The organism is Paenibacillus alba (assembly GCF_013204855.1).
GTDB lineage: Bacteria > Bacillota > Bacilli > Paenibacillales > NBRC-103111 > Paenibacillus_E > Paenibacillus_E alba.
Genome location: NZ_JABMKZ010000013.1, coordinates 28,694 through 44,953 on the forward strand (window position 1 = coordinate 28,694; position 16,260 = coordinate 44,953).

The following is a 16,260-nucleotide window of genomic DNA, read 5'->3' on the forward strand; positions in this document are numbered from 1 at the left end:
AGGATCGCGCATGAGTGACTTTAATTCTTTCAAATCGCATTTCTCTACTGAGATCAGCTCGTCACTAGTAAAATACGCATTGGGTACGGTATTGAAAAGCAGTCGGTATTTATTTATCCAAAGTTCAGTTGGTATCCAGTATGCATATTGTACACATTGTGAGAAGACACATCTTTCAAAAGAGAAGTTGAAACATAAACAAAAGGAACCAGCCAAATGTCCACATTGCAGATCTGAATGCAAGGTTCAAGCTGTAGGTGTCGGAAGAAAGTACCTTGAGGATAAAGCCGTATTTGTCTGGTACGAGAAATCGAAGAGCGACAAGAAGGCTGTTACAGCCAGAATTATCGAAGTTCGGCGCGATTATAGCGGTGATTTCAAGAAAGTTCAGACTACATACAATTGCAGTCATATGTATTTATTCATGACAGGGCAAAGCCATTATTTCCACAGGATTTATGGTGGATGGGAGAAACGTTCGAGCGCTCATAGCGCATTTGATTATTACTTTTCCGGCTGGAAAAATATCGAGAGGCACATGCTTCCTTCAAACATTAAACATGCTGTAAAAGGAACGCCATTTCAATATTGCACATGGGAGAAATATATCAAGTTCAAGAATCCAACTTATGTTTCTGATATGGTAGAGTTTTTTGATCTTGCTGCAAAATATCCCTGTGTGGAGTATTTGACTAAAGCAGGATTTCAAAAAATGATTCAAGCCAAACTGTATAAACTCCCCACCTATGGTGCAATCCATTGGAAAGGCAAGACGCTTCAGAAAGTATTACGTCTTTCCACAACTGAATTGAAGGAGCTTCGATCCGCATCGTTTTCCTTTGATCCTAAGCATTTGAGGTTTTATCAAAAATATAAGAAAGCGGAAAAGCCTGTAACGCTCTTAGAAGCATTCGTTCTGGCAGAGATTGATGATTCATTTTACAAAGAATATTACATGAAGGACATGTTGAAATTTACAACCAACGAAAATATTCTATCTTATATTTCTAAGCAAATTAAGCAAGGACATTTTACATCGGCGAAGGACGCTCTTAGTGATTGGCGTGATTATCAACGACAGTGTGAAAAACTAGGAATGAGTTTAAAAGAGGATAAATTCCTCTTCCCAAACAATTTGAAAGAGGCTCATCGCAAAAATACGGAACGTATCAAGTTAAAAGAAGACGAAAAAATTAATGAAATGATTAAGCAACGTGTGTCTAATGAATTGAAAGATCTAAAGTTCGAAAATAAAAACTTTATAATCCGGCCTGCTCTATCATCAATTGAATTATTTGAGGAAGGCAAAGCATTGACTCATTGTGTCGGAGATTATAGTGAAAGTTATGCCAAAGGAAGAATGATAATCCTTCTAATTCGACGCAAGTCAAATCCGAACGAGCCGTTCTATACTGTAGAGGCCAAAGATGACAAAATCTTGCAATGTCGAGGCTATGATAACTGCGATATGACAGAAGAAGTAGAATCTTTCATTCGAACTTTTATTTCTAAAAGGCTAAAAAAAGTGGTCTGTAAGCGTCCAGAAATTATCCAGGGGGTTGCTATATGAGCAAGCAAATTGTAAAAAAGACGGAAACTAACATAACGGATCGGACACCGCAGTTGATCGCTGCTGAGATTCGTAGTATAGATACACAAGTTAAAGAGATGGTATTACATGGATCTATTAATATTGGCAAGAAATTAATAGAAGCAAAGACGCTTGTTGCTCATGGTGAATGGGGGAAATGGGTCGTAGCAAACTTAGAGTATAGTCACTCTCAAGTAAACAATTTCATGCGGATAGCTGAAGAGTACGGATCGGTAAATTCTCAAGCACTTGGTAATTTAAGCTTTACACAAGCTGTCGCTTTGCTTGGTATGCCAACTGAGGATAAAGAGGCATTTGTTGAATCAAATAACGTTGAGAATATGTCTACAAGGGAGCTGCAGAAGGCTGTTAAGGAAAAGCAGGAACTTGAGCGTAAGCTGAATGAAGAGCAAGCGAAGGCAGAACAAGAGAAGAAACAGCGAGAAGCGGTGTTTGAACAGTATCAGACCGAGTTGAGCCTTCGAAAGAGCCAGGAGCAACAAATAAACGACCTTCAGCAAGCCGTAGCTTCATCAAAGGATGACAAGACAGCAATTAAGCTGAAGGATGATCTTAAAAGTAGCAAGGAAGCTCATGCTGTATCTATAAAACGCATTAAAGAATTGGAAGATCAACTCAATGCCAAGCCTATAGACGTCCCAGTGAAAGAGATTGTCGAAGTGATTCCTGAAGAAACTCAGAAAGAGCTGGATAGTCTTCGTAAGCGTGAACAAGAGTTGGAGTTAAAAGCCAAGCAGCAAGAAGAAGCGACTGCAAAACAAATCTCAGAAATGAAAGAGCTGCTTGAAAAGAATAACAATACAGCGGCGATCAAGGTTAAGGTTTGCTTTGACACACTTGTTTCTAATTTCAAGGAATTGTTATCAGCTGTTGCAGAAGTGTCAAATGAAGAAGAAAAGGTGAAGTTTCAAGGGGCCATGTCCAAGCTTTGCGACAAGATGAAAGAGCAATTGTAATTCTAATCAATTAATGAAAATTTTGAATGGGAGGGGCGTGCATGCAGGATACGAACCTTAGACCGTCCCTAGACAGTTTATTTGATCAGTATGAGGATATCGGTGGACCGGAAACGTTCGGTCCAAATGGAACTGCAATTATTCTGGCGATCTGGAGAAAGTCAAAGAGGCTTGGATGGATTCAAACCTTTCACCTAACCAATACTGAGCTACATTATCAAACGGGTATAAAAAGCAGAGGGACAATTAATTTGTATCGAGAAATGCTTGCAGAAGCTGGAATTATAAAATACGTTGCTCCACCGCGCGGACAGTCGAGAGGCGAGTATTCAATTAATTTCGCCATTAATAAAATGGAAAAAGTTGTTCAAAATATGAACAACTTTGTAGACAACTATACAGAAGTGGTTCAAGAAATGGACAACTTACCGTCCGTTTTGGGGGAAGTAGTCCAAAATACGGACAACTTCAATGACACTGTATTAAGAGATACTATTACTACCATTAAAACTGTTCCGAATCCATTTGAGTTCCTTTTCGAAGAATATTGCAAGCTTCACAATAAATTAGACATTCATGTAAAGACTCCTGATGTTAGTCTAATGCAGTCCATGGTCTCACAAAACATATCTGTGTTCCTCATGGTTAACACAATGAAAGCTCTACACAAGGAACGCACAGCAAAAGGCACGAAGATTAGCGGATTTGCATATTACAAAGAGGCCATTCTAGAAGCTTGGGAATCGTTTAAAGCCATAACTGACGGGGTGCCAGCCCCCGTAGTCGCTCTTGGTGGAGAGTCTATAACTGATGGAGCGCCGATCTCCACAGTCGCCCTTGGATCATCCTCTAAACGTACAAAGCAGCAACAAGAACTTGATGATTTACGCCGAAGGGCAGAGGAGGAACGGCAGCGTGAAAAAGTCAGAAGTGTATGATCTCATGTTTGAAATTAAAGCCAATTACGCACCGTTCGTTGTGAGTGACGATGAAGTTGAGAGGCACTTTAAACATTTGAAAGACTTTCCCCTCTCATCCGCTCTTAAAAATATAGATGCCTACGTTAAAACGAATCAGTACCCGCCAAAGATAGCTGATATTCGTGGGAAGTTGGGTGAACAAATGGACGGTGAAATCAGCAAACGGCAAGCTGCTGAAAATGAGGCCTACCTTATCCACTGGTCATTGAAAGAAAGTGAGCCGCCTTCAGGTTATTGGCAAAACATTCGGGAAAAGTTGAGAGGGGAACAGCATGCATGAGCAACTAGGAATTCAATTACCAGCAGATATAAGAGCAGAGCAGGCTTTGCTGGGGGCGGTATTGATTGATACGGAAGTCTTTGCAATTGCGAAAGATCGATTGATTGGTGGGGAGTTTTTCAGAGAAACACATGCCCGGATTTTTCGCGCAATGGTACAAGTCCAATCGTCAGAGAAGCCAATCGATTTGATTTCTGTAACTGCTCAGTTGCAAGATTCCGACGAACTTAATTCCGTTGGTGGCGTTGGATATTTGTCTGAACTTGCTTCGGCTGTTCCTACTTCTGCAAATGCCGGTTATTATGTGGACCGTATTCAAGAAATGTTCCTTCGAAGACAAGCCATTAATACTGCAATGGATCTCGTCAAGCAAGCAACAGAAGAACAAGACGTGGGGGCCTTTGTAGCAATGGCCGAAAAAGCAGCTTCCAAGCTCTCCGATCAATCAGCACCAAAAAAGGAATTCAAGGTGATCAGACATGTGCTACTTGAAGCATGGGACGACGCCGAAAAGCGCTATAACGCAAGATACACCAATCGAGGCATCACGGGTACTCCTTCTTGTTTTACTGATTTAGATAATATGACTGCTGGATTTCAAGATGGTGATCTAATTATTTTAGCAGCTCGGCCATCTGTTGGAAAAACGGCCTTTGCTTTAAATGTAGGTCAAAACGTCGCAATAAAAACAGGCGAGAACGTTGCGATCTTTAGTTTGGAAATGTCTTCAGCTCAACTAGTGCAGCGTATGATTTGCGCGGAAGGGAACATTGATGCAAATCGAATGAGGACAGGTTTTTTTGAAGATGGTGATTGGGAGAGGATGTCGATGGCCGTTAGTAAGCTGTCAGAAGCAGGCATCTTTATCGACGATACTCCGGGAATAACGGTGAATGATATACGTTCTAAGTGTCGCCGACTCATGAAAGAAAAAGGCATAGGTATGATTATCATCGATTACCTTCAACTGATTCAGAGTTTTGGCAAAGGATCAAATCGGCAAGAAGAAGTTTCAGAGATATCCCGAACACTCAAGCAGCTTGCTCGTGAATTGGCCGTTCCTGTGATTGCTCTTTCCCAGCTAAGTCGGGGCGTTGAGCAGCGCCAGGATAAACGACCGATGATGTCCGATCTCAGGGAGTCGGGAGCAATTGAGCAGGACGCGGACATTGTAGCCTTCCTTTATCGGGATGACTACTACGACAAGGAATCCGAGAAAAAGAATATCCTCGAAATCATCATTGCCAAGCAGCGAAATGGTCCAGTCGGCACAGTGGAACTCGCATTCTTGAAGCAGTTTAATAAATTTGTGAATATGGATCGATCAGACAGGCCAGCTTCGACGCCTACAGGAAAATCAATTCCTGATATGTACACACATTAAGTTCCGAAAGGAGTCACCCATGAGTGACACTATATCCAAAAAATCCATAACTGATTGGCTTCAACAAGAAGCTGATGAGCGGAAGAAGTTGCCCCATCTTGAAGGAAATAGATTGTCCTATCTGCGAGTGAAGGAACATATCGAATCTGGCTCCTTTGATTTTATCACCTCTCAAGTAAGAGAGGGGATGGTGCTGAATCAAGAACGTTACGACGAAGCACGGAAACTCTTCGAAGGTTGGAGCGTCTGGCATGAAAACAAACTGATCGTGCTGTCGGTTATTGATCGGGCTGTACGCCTCGAACGAGAAAACAAACGTCTTCACGCTAAAGACGCAACGATTCCACGAATGAAAGATGAATGGCACGAAGATTATAGTGACGTGTTGTGGTGGTCGTTTCCGATTCAAGAACCACCGTATTGTGGAACACCACTTGATGCAGATTGGCCGGACTATCACACACATTGGACTCCGCTTGTTATTCCAGAGCAGCCTAATGTTTAAAGCTGAATATAGCTGTCCATAAGGAAGAGGGAGGAAAATTAATGACTTTAAAAAATGAAATAAACGCAGCTCGTCATGGAGCTAAATTGTTAGATCAAGACGGATACCAGGCCGAGTCATATGCAATCGAAAGTCTTATATCCGAAGCGGAAATATTGTCACGCCGCAGCAGTACCGTGTCCACGCTTAAGAAAGGCGATCATGTCGTCATACATACTTGCTTAGAAGCAAGTAATCCGAAGTATGCAGGCAAGTTATGGGCCTGTAAGTCGGATGCTTTCCGAGCCAAAGGTCATGACTACTGCTCAATTTTCTTGGAAGGATTTAGCGGATCGTTTTCAGCGGAATATCTCCAAAAGGTTGACTCAAAAGAACTAACCCGTTTACAAGGCGTAGAACATGCTTTACAAGATTTTGGTTTGCCGAACGGAACAGCTCAGGATGTATTTGATTGGCTAGAATCAACGACAGGATACCGAAGCGAACAGGTTTGAAGACGGAAACGCAAAAGGGAAGGTGTTGAAGCTGGATACAAGAGTACTTGCACTGATTGAATATATATTAAAGCCCTTTATAGAAGTTGAGAAACGAGATATCAATAAAATGGTAATGTATGTAACTCCTAAATCACCACTTCTTGAACAAGGTTACATCGACACAAAATATGGAGTTTTAGTGTTAGATTCAAACAACTGGCTCCAAAAGGGTTGTGCATACATTATGGAAGAAGTTAGTAAGGGTAGTGTTTTTGGGTGGGTCATAAGAAAGGAAAGAGGGGAATAAGGTTGAAAGCAAAACCAGCAGATAAATTTGATTCAGCATTGTCACTACGCGTCTTCGCTAAAATAGCTGAGAATGGGCAACTTTCGCAGAAACAAGCGAGTGAAGTGATAGAAGTTTTGATTGATTTTTATGGAGCGGAGAGTGAAAATCAGATACTTAATTGTGGTGATGATGATTTAATTCATATGTACAGAGAGATTAAGGAAAAGATACTAGAGAGAGTCTATTAAAATAAAAAAATCCTCTGCGTGTAAACCTTGCCGGGTCCGCAGAGGATTGAGTTACTCCATACCCCAATTATAACATTAGAATAGGGTGTGTGGAATATGATGGTAGCCGAAATTGAAACAAATCAATTTTCATTATTTCCAGTAGCGAGTTTAGATGAGATAAATAAAATGCGTAAGGACTTGTCTAAATTCAAGAAAATGAAAAAGACAAAAGAAGACTTGGAAAAACATCATAATATGGAAGTCTTGTTGAAGTCTGATGTATATACCAGACTTTCATCCATGGTAGATAGGATTGAGAGAGCGTTTAATCTGATAATTGCGGAAGATGTAAGAGCAATTATAGTTTACCGTTTTTTAGAAGGCCATGATCGTTATGAGACCATTTGCAAATTCGACCTATGCGAAAGATCTATAGATAGAAAAATATTCGAAGGCATAGAATCTATAGCAAATACTTTTAAGTTGTGGGAAGTAATCCAATGAAAACTTGTCTGTAATTTTGCAAATAACAGTCGCAGGCGAGTCCGCGATGCAGAGTATTAAAAAGGTACAGTTAGATCATAGAGCAGAAGGTTGCTCGGGTGATCCTACTGTACCTTTATCATATGTAGGACTCGGCCATGCTGTGGGACTTTTGTCCTTAGACGTTTGTCGTCAAGGGTGTGGTGGTGAGGTGGGGTTAAATGCCCTTAACAAGGTTGACTTGTCCCTTGTTCGATTTGCCGGAATTCTCCGGCCTTTCGAACAAGAGATAATCTTCCAAATGAGCAAAGTGAAGTGCATGTCTGACTATCCAGGCATTCAGCTCCTTTTGTTCATTCGGCTACCTTGAACAAGAGAAAATATAATGGTCTGTTTTTCCGACAGAATACAGACAAAGTGATGGGCTGCTAATGTAGCTCTTTTTTTATTTCAAAAATGGGTGTCATGCAAGGGGGGAGGCAAATGAAAAGCAAAAGATCACCAAAACCAGTTATCCATCCGGTTAAATGCCGTGGGTGTATTTGGGGGAAATGGCAAGATACGGTTCAATTTTGTTCGAGAGCAAAATGCCCGAAAGATAGTACGAATCATCAAATTGCCAAGCGATTGGGAATTTAAAATGAGGTGGTGGTCATGTGAATACTGTGCAGCCGCTGACTGATCCTGAACTTATATCTGATGTCCTCGATTACCTTCGGGAGTCAAATATGAGGAATTACATGCTTTTTTCGATTGGGATCTACACAGGTTTTCGTATAAGCGACATTCTTCGTTTTAGAGTAAGGGATGTTACTGGGACGCATATATCAATTCGTGAACGTAAGACGAAGAAAGAAAAACGTCTTATGATACCATCTGATCTAAGGCGTGAGATAAAGGCTTATGTCGAAGGTCGTTCACAGCACGAGTATCTATTTCAAAGTCGACAAGGTGTTAATCGTCCGATTGGTCGAAGTATGGCCTACAAGATTATGCGTCTCATCGCCGATGAGTTTCGTCTCGATGAAGTTGGCTGTCATACTCTCCGAAAGACTTTCGGATACTTTCATTATAAGAAAAACAAGGATATTGTTTTGCTGCAAAACCATTTTAACCATTCCACATATAAGGTAACGCTTCGATATATTGGGGAGCTACAGGAGACCATGGACACGTCCATGAAGCACTTTAAAATCTTCTGAGGTCACCATATTGAGCATAGGTGTAACTCGTGCGAGAAGAAGCCTTTGAAGCCTTACGTATCAAGGTATTTAGTATCCTTTACGAGTTACCCAGAATGTAACGATATGGATAACTGAAACGTTCACATTTGATCCATTATCTGGATGCTGGAGGTGAGAGAAATGTTTGAAAATTGGTGGTCAAAATTAACATCATGGGAGCCGAAAACCAAGTATCAAAAAAGGAGGCATGACCGCAGAAGGATATGGCGCAATAGCTGGATTCACTTAAAGGAGAGCAAATAATGCCATCTAAACCAAAGCGACCATGCAGTAAGATGGGATGTCCAAAGCTCACTACGAATCGTTATTGTGATATGTGTCAAGCAAAAGAGCGCAAGATCTACAACAGAGATCGGGGAAGTGCAGCACAGCGAGGTTATGATGCCCAATGGAAGAGAGCACGGATGTTCTTCCTCAGTAAACATCCGTTGTGTCTGGACTGTTTGAAGAAAAATAGGGTCACAGCTGCCACAGTTATTGATCACATCATCCCACACAAAGGTAATCGAATATTGTTTTGGGACCAAGAAAATTGGCAGCCAATGTGTGGAAGCTGTCATGGGATTAAGACAGCTTCGGAGGATGGAGGATTTGGCAATGTCTCATCGAACAATTCAAAAAAAATACCCAAATAAAATTTGGGTTGTTAGAGTGATGATAAGTTGTCTTACTAATAGTTGATGGAAAAATAACTGGAAAAGTGAGGGGGAATATCTATAGCCAAAGACAAATCGACCCTATCATTAACCTATTTTTCTAGAAATAGATTCCAGTCTAGCTGTACCCTAGCTATTCGTCCATGCTTTAAATAGAAGGCTCACGTACACTAAACCATCTATATAGGGAGGTGTCGTGATTGAGTTGTCTAGATAAGAAAAGAAGGTGTAAAAAGAAAGTTATCATTGTTTGTCCTAAGAAAAGAAAAAAGAAAGTTTGTCCTAAGAAAAGAAAAAAGAATTGTTGTCATCGAGTTATAAAAAAAATAGTACGGGTAACGTGTCCACCTCCTGAAGTAAATGTTATTGCTCCCATTGGACCTACTGGACCGCAAGGAGCACAGGGGATAGTGGGTCCACAAGGTGCAGTAGGGGCAAGAGGAGCAATGGGGGCGGCAGGAACACCAGGAACGCCAGGTACCGCAGGAGCAACAGGAGCAACGGGTGCCGTAGGAGCAACAGGAGCAACGGGTGCAGGAGCAACAGGAGCAACGGGAGCTGCAGGAGCAACAGGTGCGGCAGGAGCAACAGGAGCAACGGGTGCCGTAGGAGCAACAGGAGCAACGGGTGCAGGAGCAACAGGAGCAACAGGAGCAACGGGAGCTGCAGGAGCAACAGGTGCGGCAGGAGCAACAGGAGCAACAGGTGCGGCAGGAGCAACAGGAGTAACGGGTGCAGGAGCAACAGGAGCAACGGGTGCCGCAGGAGCAACAGGTGCGGCAGGAGCAACGGGTGCCGTAGGAGCAACAGGAGCAACGGGTGCAGGAGCAACAGGAGCAACGGGAGCTGCAGGAGCAACAGGTGCGGCAGGAGCAACAGGAGCAACAGGTGCAGGAGTAACAGGAGCAACGGGAGCTGCAGGAGCAACAGGTGCGGCAGGAGCAACAGGGGCAACGGGTACCGGAGGAGTATTAAGTTTTGCTGATTTTTTTGCGCTAATGCCTCCCGATAATTCAGCAACAGTTGCTCCCGGAACAGACGTAAGCTTTCCACAAGATGGTCCTACTAGTGGGACTACAATTTCCCGAACTGGTCCAAGTTCATTTAATTTATCGGTAATTGGGACTTATGAGGTATTACTTCAGGGAAGTATAACTGAAGCTGGCCAACTCATTTTAACTCTCAATGGAGCTGATCTAGCTTATACGGTTGTCGGGCGAGCGACAGGAACTTCACAAATAACAGGAATGGCTATTGTGCAAACGACAGTCGTCAATTCCATACTCACTGTACGGAATCCTGCTGGCAATTCCACGGCTCTGACCATGACACCACTGGCTGGAGGAACAAGACCTGTTTCCGCACATTTAGTTATTACACAAATCGCATAGTCGGAAGTAAAATGACAACATCTATTTATGATTAGACAATTTGAGTCGCTCAATTGACGAGCGGCTTTTTTTGTCGGCGGTTCCTAAGGTGCCTTAGAAATAATATCTATAAAGCCCCCCTAGGGATAAAAAAATAAAGAGAATAAAAAGAGACCGTGTGGGGGTCAAGTGTAAAAAAATGTCCCCGACGAAAGTTTTGAAGTGGAGAGGAGGAAGTAAGCCGTGAACGAGGTAATACAATTCAATCATATGAGGGTTGGTTCAAAGAATCGCGGCAAACATTGGACCAAAAAGGAAGTTGAAGATCGGGAAGCGGCTGCTAAAAAATTTACTCGAAAAAAACCGAAGAAAATGAAAGTTCCATCTTGGTTAAATGACGAGGCGAGAAAAGTTTGGCGAAAGACCGTTAAAGATATGGAAGACTTCGATGTGCTGGACAAAGTGGACGAGGATGTTCTTGGAGCCTATTGTGATGCAGTCGCCAAGTACCAGGAAGCAAACAACCTCATTGAAATGCATGGAAGCACCGAGGTTAATGCTCAAGGCAATAGAATTGTGAGTGCTCATGTGAAGATGGCACAAGGTTATTCCAGACTTATTCTTGCATATTCTAACAAATTGGGACTTAATGCGGACGCCCGAGCTAGGTTAACTAAGAAAATAGCAGACGGTGAGGAAGACCCTAATGCTGGACTCTTCGACTAATTGGGAAGATGTCCACCCTACGCATCGTTATGCTGCTGAAATAGTTTCTGGTTTACGCCTAAGCTGCAAAATGGAATGGCTAGCATGTGAAAGACATTTAAAGGATCTACAACGGCAAGCAACGGCTAGTTTCCCGTATGTCTTTGATGAAAGCCGGGCAGATCGTATCTTCGACTGGTTTGAACGATGTTGCCGTCATGTTCGGGGTCCTATGAGCGGTGAACTTATCCAACTGCTACCATTCCAAAAGTTTGATTTGGGTAGTGTCTTCGGCTGGGTTCAAATGGATAGCGGCAAACGAAGATTTAAGAAAGCTTTTCACATGCGAGCGAGGGGAAATGTTAAATCTACTGAAATGAGTGGGTTAGCCTTATACGGCATGTGTGGCGATTGCGTCTATCCTCCAGGTGATCCTACTTTCAAACGCTATGAAGATAGCCCAGAGGTCGAGTGTGCGGCAGTTGATAAAGGACAAGCCAAGCGAGTGTGGGTAGATGCTCAAAAAATGGGCGAGGCAAGCCCTGATATTCTTAAGCGCTTGCGAATTAAGAAGACCTATATTGAACACGCTGCACGGGGGGGATTCCTGCGTCCGCTATCAAAAGAAACTAAAAATAAAGATTCTGGGGCACCTTGCATTGTCATAATTGACGAATATCACGCTCATCCTTCAAGTGAAATCGTTGACGTTCTTCACTCCGGTTTTGGTAAACGGCTACAGTCGCTAATGATGATCATATCTACAGCAGGGAAAGATGCAGAGAATAGTCCATGTAAGACAGAGTACGATAACCTTTGTAAAATGCTGAATGGGGAAAACGCTATGAGTGAAACGTATTTCGTTATGATTCGTGAGATTGATAAAGAAGATGATCCCCATGACGAGTCCATGTGGATCAAAGCAAATCCAATTCTTCAATCTAACGATGAATATGCACAAGGACTGTTGAATGAAATACGAGATGCCCATGATGAAGCTTATAACTCAGGTGATCCAGCTAAAATAAGGGAATTTCTTATCAAACGGGTCAATCGATGGCAGGCAGATAGTGAAAACAAATACATGTCTGGAATCATGGACAAATGGAAGGCGCTCGCTGTACCGCGGGACGCTTTTTTAGATTTGGTTCGGGGCTTAGAGACTTGGAACGGTTTAGATTTGTCCAAGACCACTGACTTAACGGGATCTGGATTTGTGTTTCGATTGCCAGATGGACGTTATGCTGTTACCGCTCATGGATTTATGCCTGATGAAACGGCAACTAAGCATGAACATAGTGACCGTGTACCTTATCGGCAATGGGCAGAAGATGGATGGTGTACACTCACCCCCGGTTCTGTTGTTGACTATGGTTTTATCAAATCTCATATACAAAACAAAGAGGTCAAAGAAACATGGCATATCCAAGAGGTTTGCTATGATCCGTATAACGCAACTCACTTCACACAGGACTTAGAAGCTGAAGGATATGTGCGAGTCGAGATTAGACAAGGTACACAGACACTTTCTGAACCTACAAAGTTTTTCCGTGAATTAGTTTTAAAAGGATTGATTGTTCATGATGGGAGCCCGCTATTAACTTGGTGCCTCTCGAATGCTGTTGAAGTAAGTGACAATAACGGCAACATTAAGCTATCAAAGAAACACAAAGATGATAGCCAACGGATTGATTTAATAGCAGCAATTATTAATGCTATGGTCCGAGCGATGGTTGGAGAGTATACCGTTGATATAAACAAACACATTTTGGATGAGGATTTCTCATTTTAAGGCGGTGATTACTACGATAATACTGAAAAAAATAACTTTTTTCCTCCATCTTCTAGCTGCTTTCGCAGAGGATTTTTTAATTTTGGTCGGACTTTACATCATAATATGGACCACATTCCATTTAAATATGATAGCAGGTTACTATACACTCGGATTTATTCTGCTAATGATCGGTCTTATTTTGAGTAGAAGGCCACCAAAAAGGAGGTGATATTAATTGATTTTCCGGCGAATGTTTGAAAAGAGAGGTGCCTTGGTCGATCTTCCTTATGAATCTGACTTCACCAATCCCAAAGATTGGCTACTCGACCTTATGGGGGGAACAAAGACACAGAGCGGGGAGCGCGTTACACCCGAAACAGCCATTCTGAATAGCAACGTGTACACTTGTGCCAGTATCCTTGGTGGCGATGTTGGGAAACTACCAATTCAGATTTACCGTAGCAAAAAAGGCGGGTTGGAGCGTGATAGCTCGCATCCAGTGGCTATCTTACTGGGTGAAAGACCAAACAAGTATATGAGTGCGTATACGTTCAAAGAAACAATGATGTTGCATATGGCGACTTGGGGGAATGCCTACGCTTTCATCGAATGGGATGATAACGGCCGACCGGCTGCTTTATATCCGATGCATCCAGCCCTGACCGATATCCGATTTGATCCAACAACAGGAGATCTTTGGTATGTAACCACAATCCCCCAAGCTGGCAATGGTGAACAACGTAAGCTTCGCGCCAGTGATGTGTTCCATTTAAAAGCAATCGGCACCAATGGGCTTAAGGGAATTACGCCTATTTCAGTAATTAGAGAAAAAATCGGCATTCAACAATCTTCTGAGAAGTTCTTAGGGGCTTTTTATTCTAACGGTACGACAACAAGCGGAATATTAAAAATTCCTACACAACTAGATAAGCCTGCCAAAGATAAAGCTCGTGAAGAATGGCAAAAGCTACAGAGCGGCCTTACTAATGCTCACAAAATAGCGATATTAGATGCTGGAATGGATTATCAAAGTCTAGGAATGCCGCTTGCTGATGCACAGTTCATTGAAACGCAAAGATTTGGAATATCCGAAGTTGCGAAAATTTATAAAATTCCAGGATATAAACTAGGCGTTTTGGATGGAGCTAAGTTTAGCAACATGGAAAACCAATCAGGGGAGTATGTGAAAAGTACATTACAGCCCATTTTTGTGAACTGGGAGCAGGAGATCCACTATAAAATGTTTTCTCCACCGGAGCGGAAAGTTTATTATGCCAAGTTTAATGTAATGAGCGAGCTTCGAGGGGATAGTACAAGTCGCGCTGCCTTCTATAAAGAAATGATTGGAATGGGTGTATACAATATCAATGAAGTTCGCGACATGGAAGACAAGGACAACATGGGTGATATGGGAGATAAGCACCTTGTAAGCCTCAACTACACTACACTCGATAATCTAGAAAAATATCAGATGCTCAAAGCGGGACTTGGGAAAGGAGGTGGCAATGGTGGGGAGTAAAAAAGAAGTTCGTTATTTACAAGCATCGGAGTTTCAAATCCGAGCTGCGAGTGAAGGCGACAATACAATGGGCATTAGTGGATATGTGGTGAAATTCAACCAACGAAGTCAACTGATTTATGGCGAATTCTATGAGCGGGTAGCACAAGGCGCATTTTTGAAAAGCTTGCAGGAAAATAAAATAATAGCCCTGTGGAATCACCGAACTGACTTTGTTTTGGGATCTTCCAAAAATAAAACCTTAAGGCTTCAGGAAGATGATGTCGGTTTGCATTTTGAAATTGACTTACCTAACAGCACTTGGGGGAAAGATGCATTTGAATCTATCCAACGAGGTGATGTGGACGGTGTTAGCTTTGGCTTTAACGTTCGTGGGGATTCATGGTCCTATTTACAAGAAGAGGACGTTTATGAGAGGACGCTACTTGATATTGATTTAAGGGAGATATCACCAACCCCATTCCCAGCATACCTGGACAGTGAGGTAAGTAAGCGCAGCGTTGAACAGCTAGGTATTACAACGAAAGAACATCGCCGATTGGAAAAAGAAAAGTTGCTTATTGAAATCGACTTGTTAGGAATCCTCTAACGGTCTTTTTTTATTTCGAAAACCCACATTAAAAGGAGAAGTGATTATTTTGACAGATAAGGAAAAAGAGTTGCGTCAGCTGCTAGAGACAAAGAGGAATGAAGCTCGCAGTCTGGTAGAAGCAGGGAAGACAGATGAGGCTCGTACAATCATTAAGGAAGCAGAGGCATTAACTACACAAATTGAAACACTTCGCAGTATTGAGGGATTGATTGTGCCGGGCGCAGCTCCCAATGTTATACCTCCTGTCATTGTTCCGAACCAACAACGTAACGATGAAGAATTCAACCTTGAACACCGCGATTCATTCATTCAATTAATGCGTGGCCGCGATTTGACAAGTCAGCAACGTTCAATCCTTGAGGAAAAACGTGCTATGACATCGTCCAGCGGGGAAGATGGCGGATTTTTAATCCCCCAAGACATTCAAACAATGATTAACACCGTTAAACGTCAATTCGTAGCTCTATCCGACTACGTTTCTTATATTCCGGTGACCACTAACGCGGGCTCCCGAGTGTTGGAAAAGTTCGCAGACATTACACCACTCGCGAAAATTTCCGCAGAAAATACGGAGCTGGCTGACTTGGATAATCCGAAAGTGAGGCAAGTTCCATTTACGATCCAAGATTACGGCGGAATTATGACATTGACAAATAACTTGCTTGCTGATTCTCCAGAGAACATCATGTCATTTATTTCTCAGTGGATCGGGCGTAAGGAAATTATCACAGACAACTCGTTAATCTTGGCGATTATGAAGACTTTTTCAAAAAAAGCAATTTCCGGATTAGATGGAATTAAACAAGTCCTTAACGTTGAATTAGATCCAATGGTCGCAATGAATGCAATTATTGTGACTAACCAAGATGGTTATAACTATTTAGACACGCTAAAAGATGGACAGGGCCGTTATATTTTACAACCAGATCCAACGCAACCTAATCGCAAGCTATTTGATAGCAAGCCAGTTGTGGTCATGGCTAATCGTCTATTGCCAACCGCTACAAAGAAAGCGCCAATTATCATAGGAGACTTGCAGTCTTCCGTAGCTTTGTTTGACCGCCAACAACTATCTATTCTAACGACTAACATCGGTGGAAAAGCATTTGAGACAAATACAACTAAATCCCGAGTGATTGACCGCGAGGACGTTGTAAAGTGGGATGACGAAGCTATGGTTTACGGTGAAATCACAATTGCATAGG

At 42.3% G+C, this 16,260-nt stretch carries 18 protein-coding genes; all 18 read left to right on the forward strand.

What is annotated here, in order from left to right:
* Positions 1–10: 10 nt before the first annotated feature.
* The 18 genes from HQN90_RS17480 (at position 11) to HQN90_RS17565 (ending at position 16,259) form a co-directional block, all read left to right on the forward strand.
* Complete coding sequence (locus tag HQN90_RS17480; RefSeq protein ID WP_173220983.1) at positions 11–1,570, forward strand: PcfJ domain-containing protein; 1,560 nt, start codon at positions 11–13, stop codon at positions 1,568–1,570.
* A complete protein-coding gene (locus HQN90_RS17485; RefSeq protein ID WP_173220985.1) occupies positions 1,567–2,568 on the forward strand; it encodes a DUF3102 domain-containing protein in 1,002 nt (333 codons plus the stop codon). The genes HQN90_RS17480 and HQN90_RS17485 overlap by 4 nt, the downstream gene beginning before the upstream one ends.
* 41 nt (positions 2,569–2,609) lie before the next feature.
* On the forward strand, positions 2,610–3,506 hold the full coding sequence (locus HQN90_RS17490; protein ID WP_173220987.1) for a hypothetical protein: 897 nt from the start codon (positions 2,610–2,612) through the stop codon (positions 3,504–3,506).
* Entirely contained in the window at positions 3,484–3,828 is a 345-nt protein-coding gene (locus HQN90_RS17495; RefSeq protein ID WP_173220989.1) for a hypothetical protein, read from the forward strand. Before HQN90_RS17490 ends, HQN90_RS17495 begins: the two co-directional genes overlap by 23 nt.
* A complete protein-coding gene (gene dnaB / locus HQN90_RS17500) occupies positions 3,821–5,212 on the forward strand; it encodes a replicative DNA helicase (RefSeq protein ID WP_173220991.1) in 1,392 nt (463 codons plus the stop codon). Before HQN90_RS17495 ends, dnaB begins: the two co-directional genes overlap by 8 nt.
* Positions 5,213–5,231: 19 nt before the next feature.
* The gene (locus HQN90_RS17505; RefSeq protein ID WP_173220993.1) at positions 5,232–5,717 is read left to right on the forward strand and encodes a hypothetical protein; all 486 of its coding nucleotides are present in this window, start codon (positions 5,232–5,234) and stop codon (positions 5,715–5,717) included.
* A gap of 41 nt (positions 5,718–5,758) precedes the next feature.
* Positions 5,759–6,211: a hypothetical protein gene (locus tag HQN90_RS38320; RefSeq protein ID WP_216855351.1), complete on the forward strand. Its 453-nt coding sequence runs from the start codon at positions 5,759–5,761 to the stop codon at positions 6,209–6,211.
* A gap of 25 nt (positions 6,212–6,236) precedes the next feature.
* Positions 6,237–6,500 carry a hypothetical protein gene (locus tag HQN90_RS17515; RefSeq protein ID WP_173220995.1) on the forward strand — a complete coding sequence of 88 codons (264 nt, stop codon included), beginning with the start codon at positions 6,237–6,239 and terminating at the stop codon, positions 6,498–6,500.
* A gap of 2 nt (positions 6,501–6,502) precedes the next feature.
* Positions 6,503–6,730, forward strand: coding sequence for a hypothetical protein (locus HQN90_RS17520; protein ID WP_173220997.1), 228 nt, complete (start codon positions 6,503–6,505; stop codon positions 6,728–6,730).
* A 96-nt stretch (positions 6,731–6,826) separates the two neighbouring features.
* On the forward strand, positions 6,827–7,216 hold the full coding sequence (locus HQN90_RS17525) for a hypothetical protein (protein ID WP_173220999.1): 390 nt from the start codon (positions 6,827–6,829) through the stop codon (positions 7,214–7,216).
* 635 nt (positions 7,217–7,851) lie between these two features.
* Positions 7,852–8,397, forward strand: a complete 546-nt coding sequence (locus HQN90_RS17530) for a tyrosine-type recombinase/integrase (protein WP_173221001.1) — start codon at positions 7,852–7,854, stop codon at positions 8,395–8,397.
* A gap of 446 nt (positions 8,398–8,843) precedes the next feature.
* On the forward strand, positions 8,844–9,074 hold the full coding sequence (locus HQN90_RS39650; RefSeq protein ID WP_338042346.1) for an HNH endonuclease: 231 nt from the start codon (positions 8,844–8,846) through the stop codon (positions 9,072–9,074).
* A gap of 431 nt (positions 9,075–9,505) precedes the next feature.
* Positions 9,506–10,486: a collagen-like protein gene (locus HQN90_RS39350; protein ID WP_420851061.1), complete on the forward strand. Its 981-nt coding sequence runs from the start codon at positions 9,506–9,508 to the stop codon at positions 10,484–10,486.
* A 222-nt stretch (positions 10,487–10,708) separates the two neighbouring features.
* Positions 10,709–11,191 carry a phage terminase small subunit P27 family gene (locus HQN90_RS17545; RefSeq protein WP_338042339.1) on the forward strand — a complete coding sequence of 161 codons (483 nt, stop codon included), beginning with the start codon at positions 10,709–10,711 and terminating at the stop codon, positions 11,189–11,191.
* Positions 11,172–12,962, forward strand: coding sequence for a terminase large subunit (locus HQN90_RS17550; RefSeq protein WP_173221005.1), 1,791 nt, complete (start codon positions 11,172–11,174; stop codon positions 12,960–12,962). The genes HQN90_RS17545 and HQN90_RS17550 overlap by 20 nt, the downstream gene beginning before the upstream one ends.
* Before the next feature lie 217 nt (positions 12,963–13,179).
* Positions 13,180–14,463: a phage portal protein gene (locus HQN90_RS17555; protein WP_246362556.1), complete on the forward strand. Its 1,284-nt coding sequence runs from the start codon at positions 13,180–13,182 to the stop codon at positions 14,461–14,463.
* Entirely contained in the window at positions 14,450–15,052 is a 603-nt protein-coding gene (locus HQN90_RS17560; RefSeq protein ID WP_173221006.1) for an HK97 family phage prohead protease, read from the forward strand. Before HQN90_RS17555 ends, HQN90_RS17560 begins: the two co-directional genes overlap by 14 nt.
* Positions 15,053–15,092: 40 nt before the next feature.
* Positions 15,093–16,259 carry a phage major capsid protein gene (locus HQN90_RS17565; protein ID WP_338042340.1) on the forward strand — a complete coding sequence of 389 codons (1,167 nt, stop codon included), beginning with the start codon at positions 15,093–15,095 and terminating at the stop codon, positions 16,257–16,259.
* Position 16,260 lies beyond the last annotated feature (1 nt).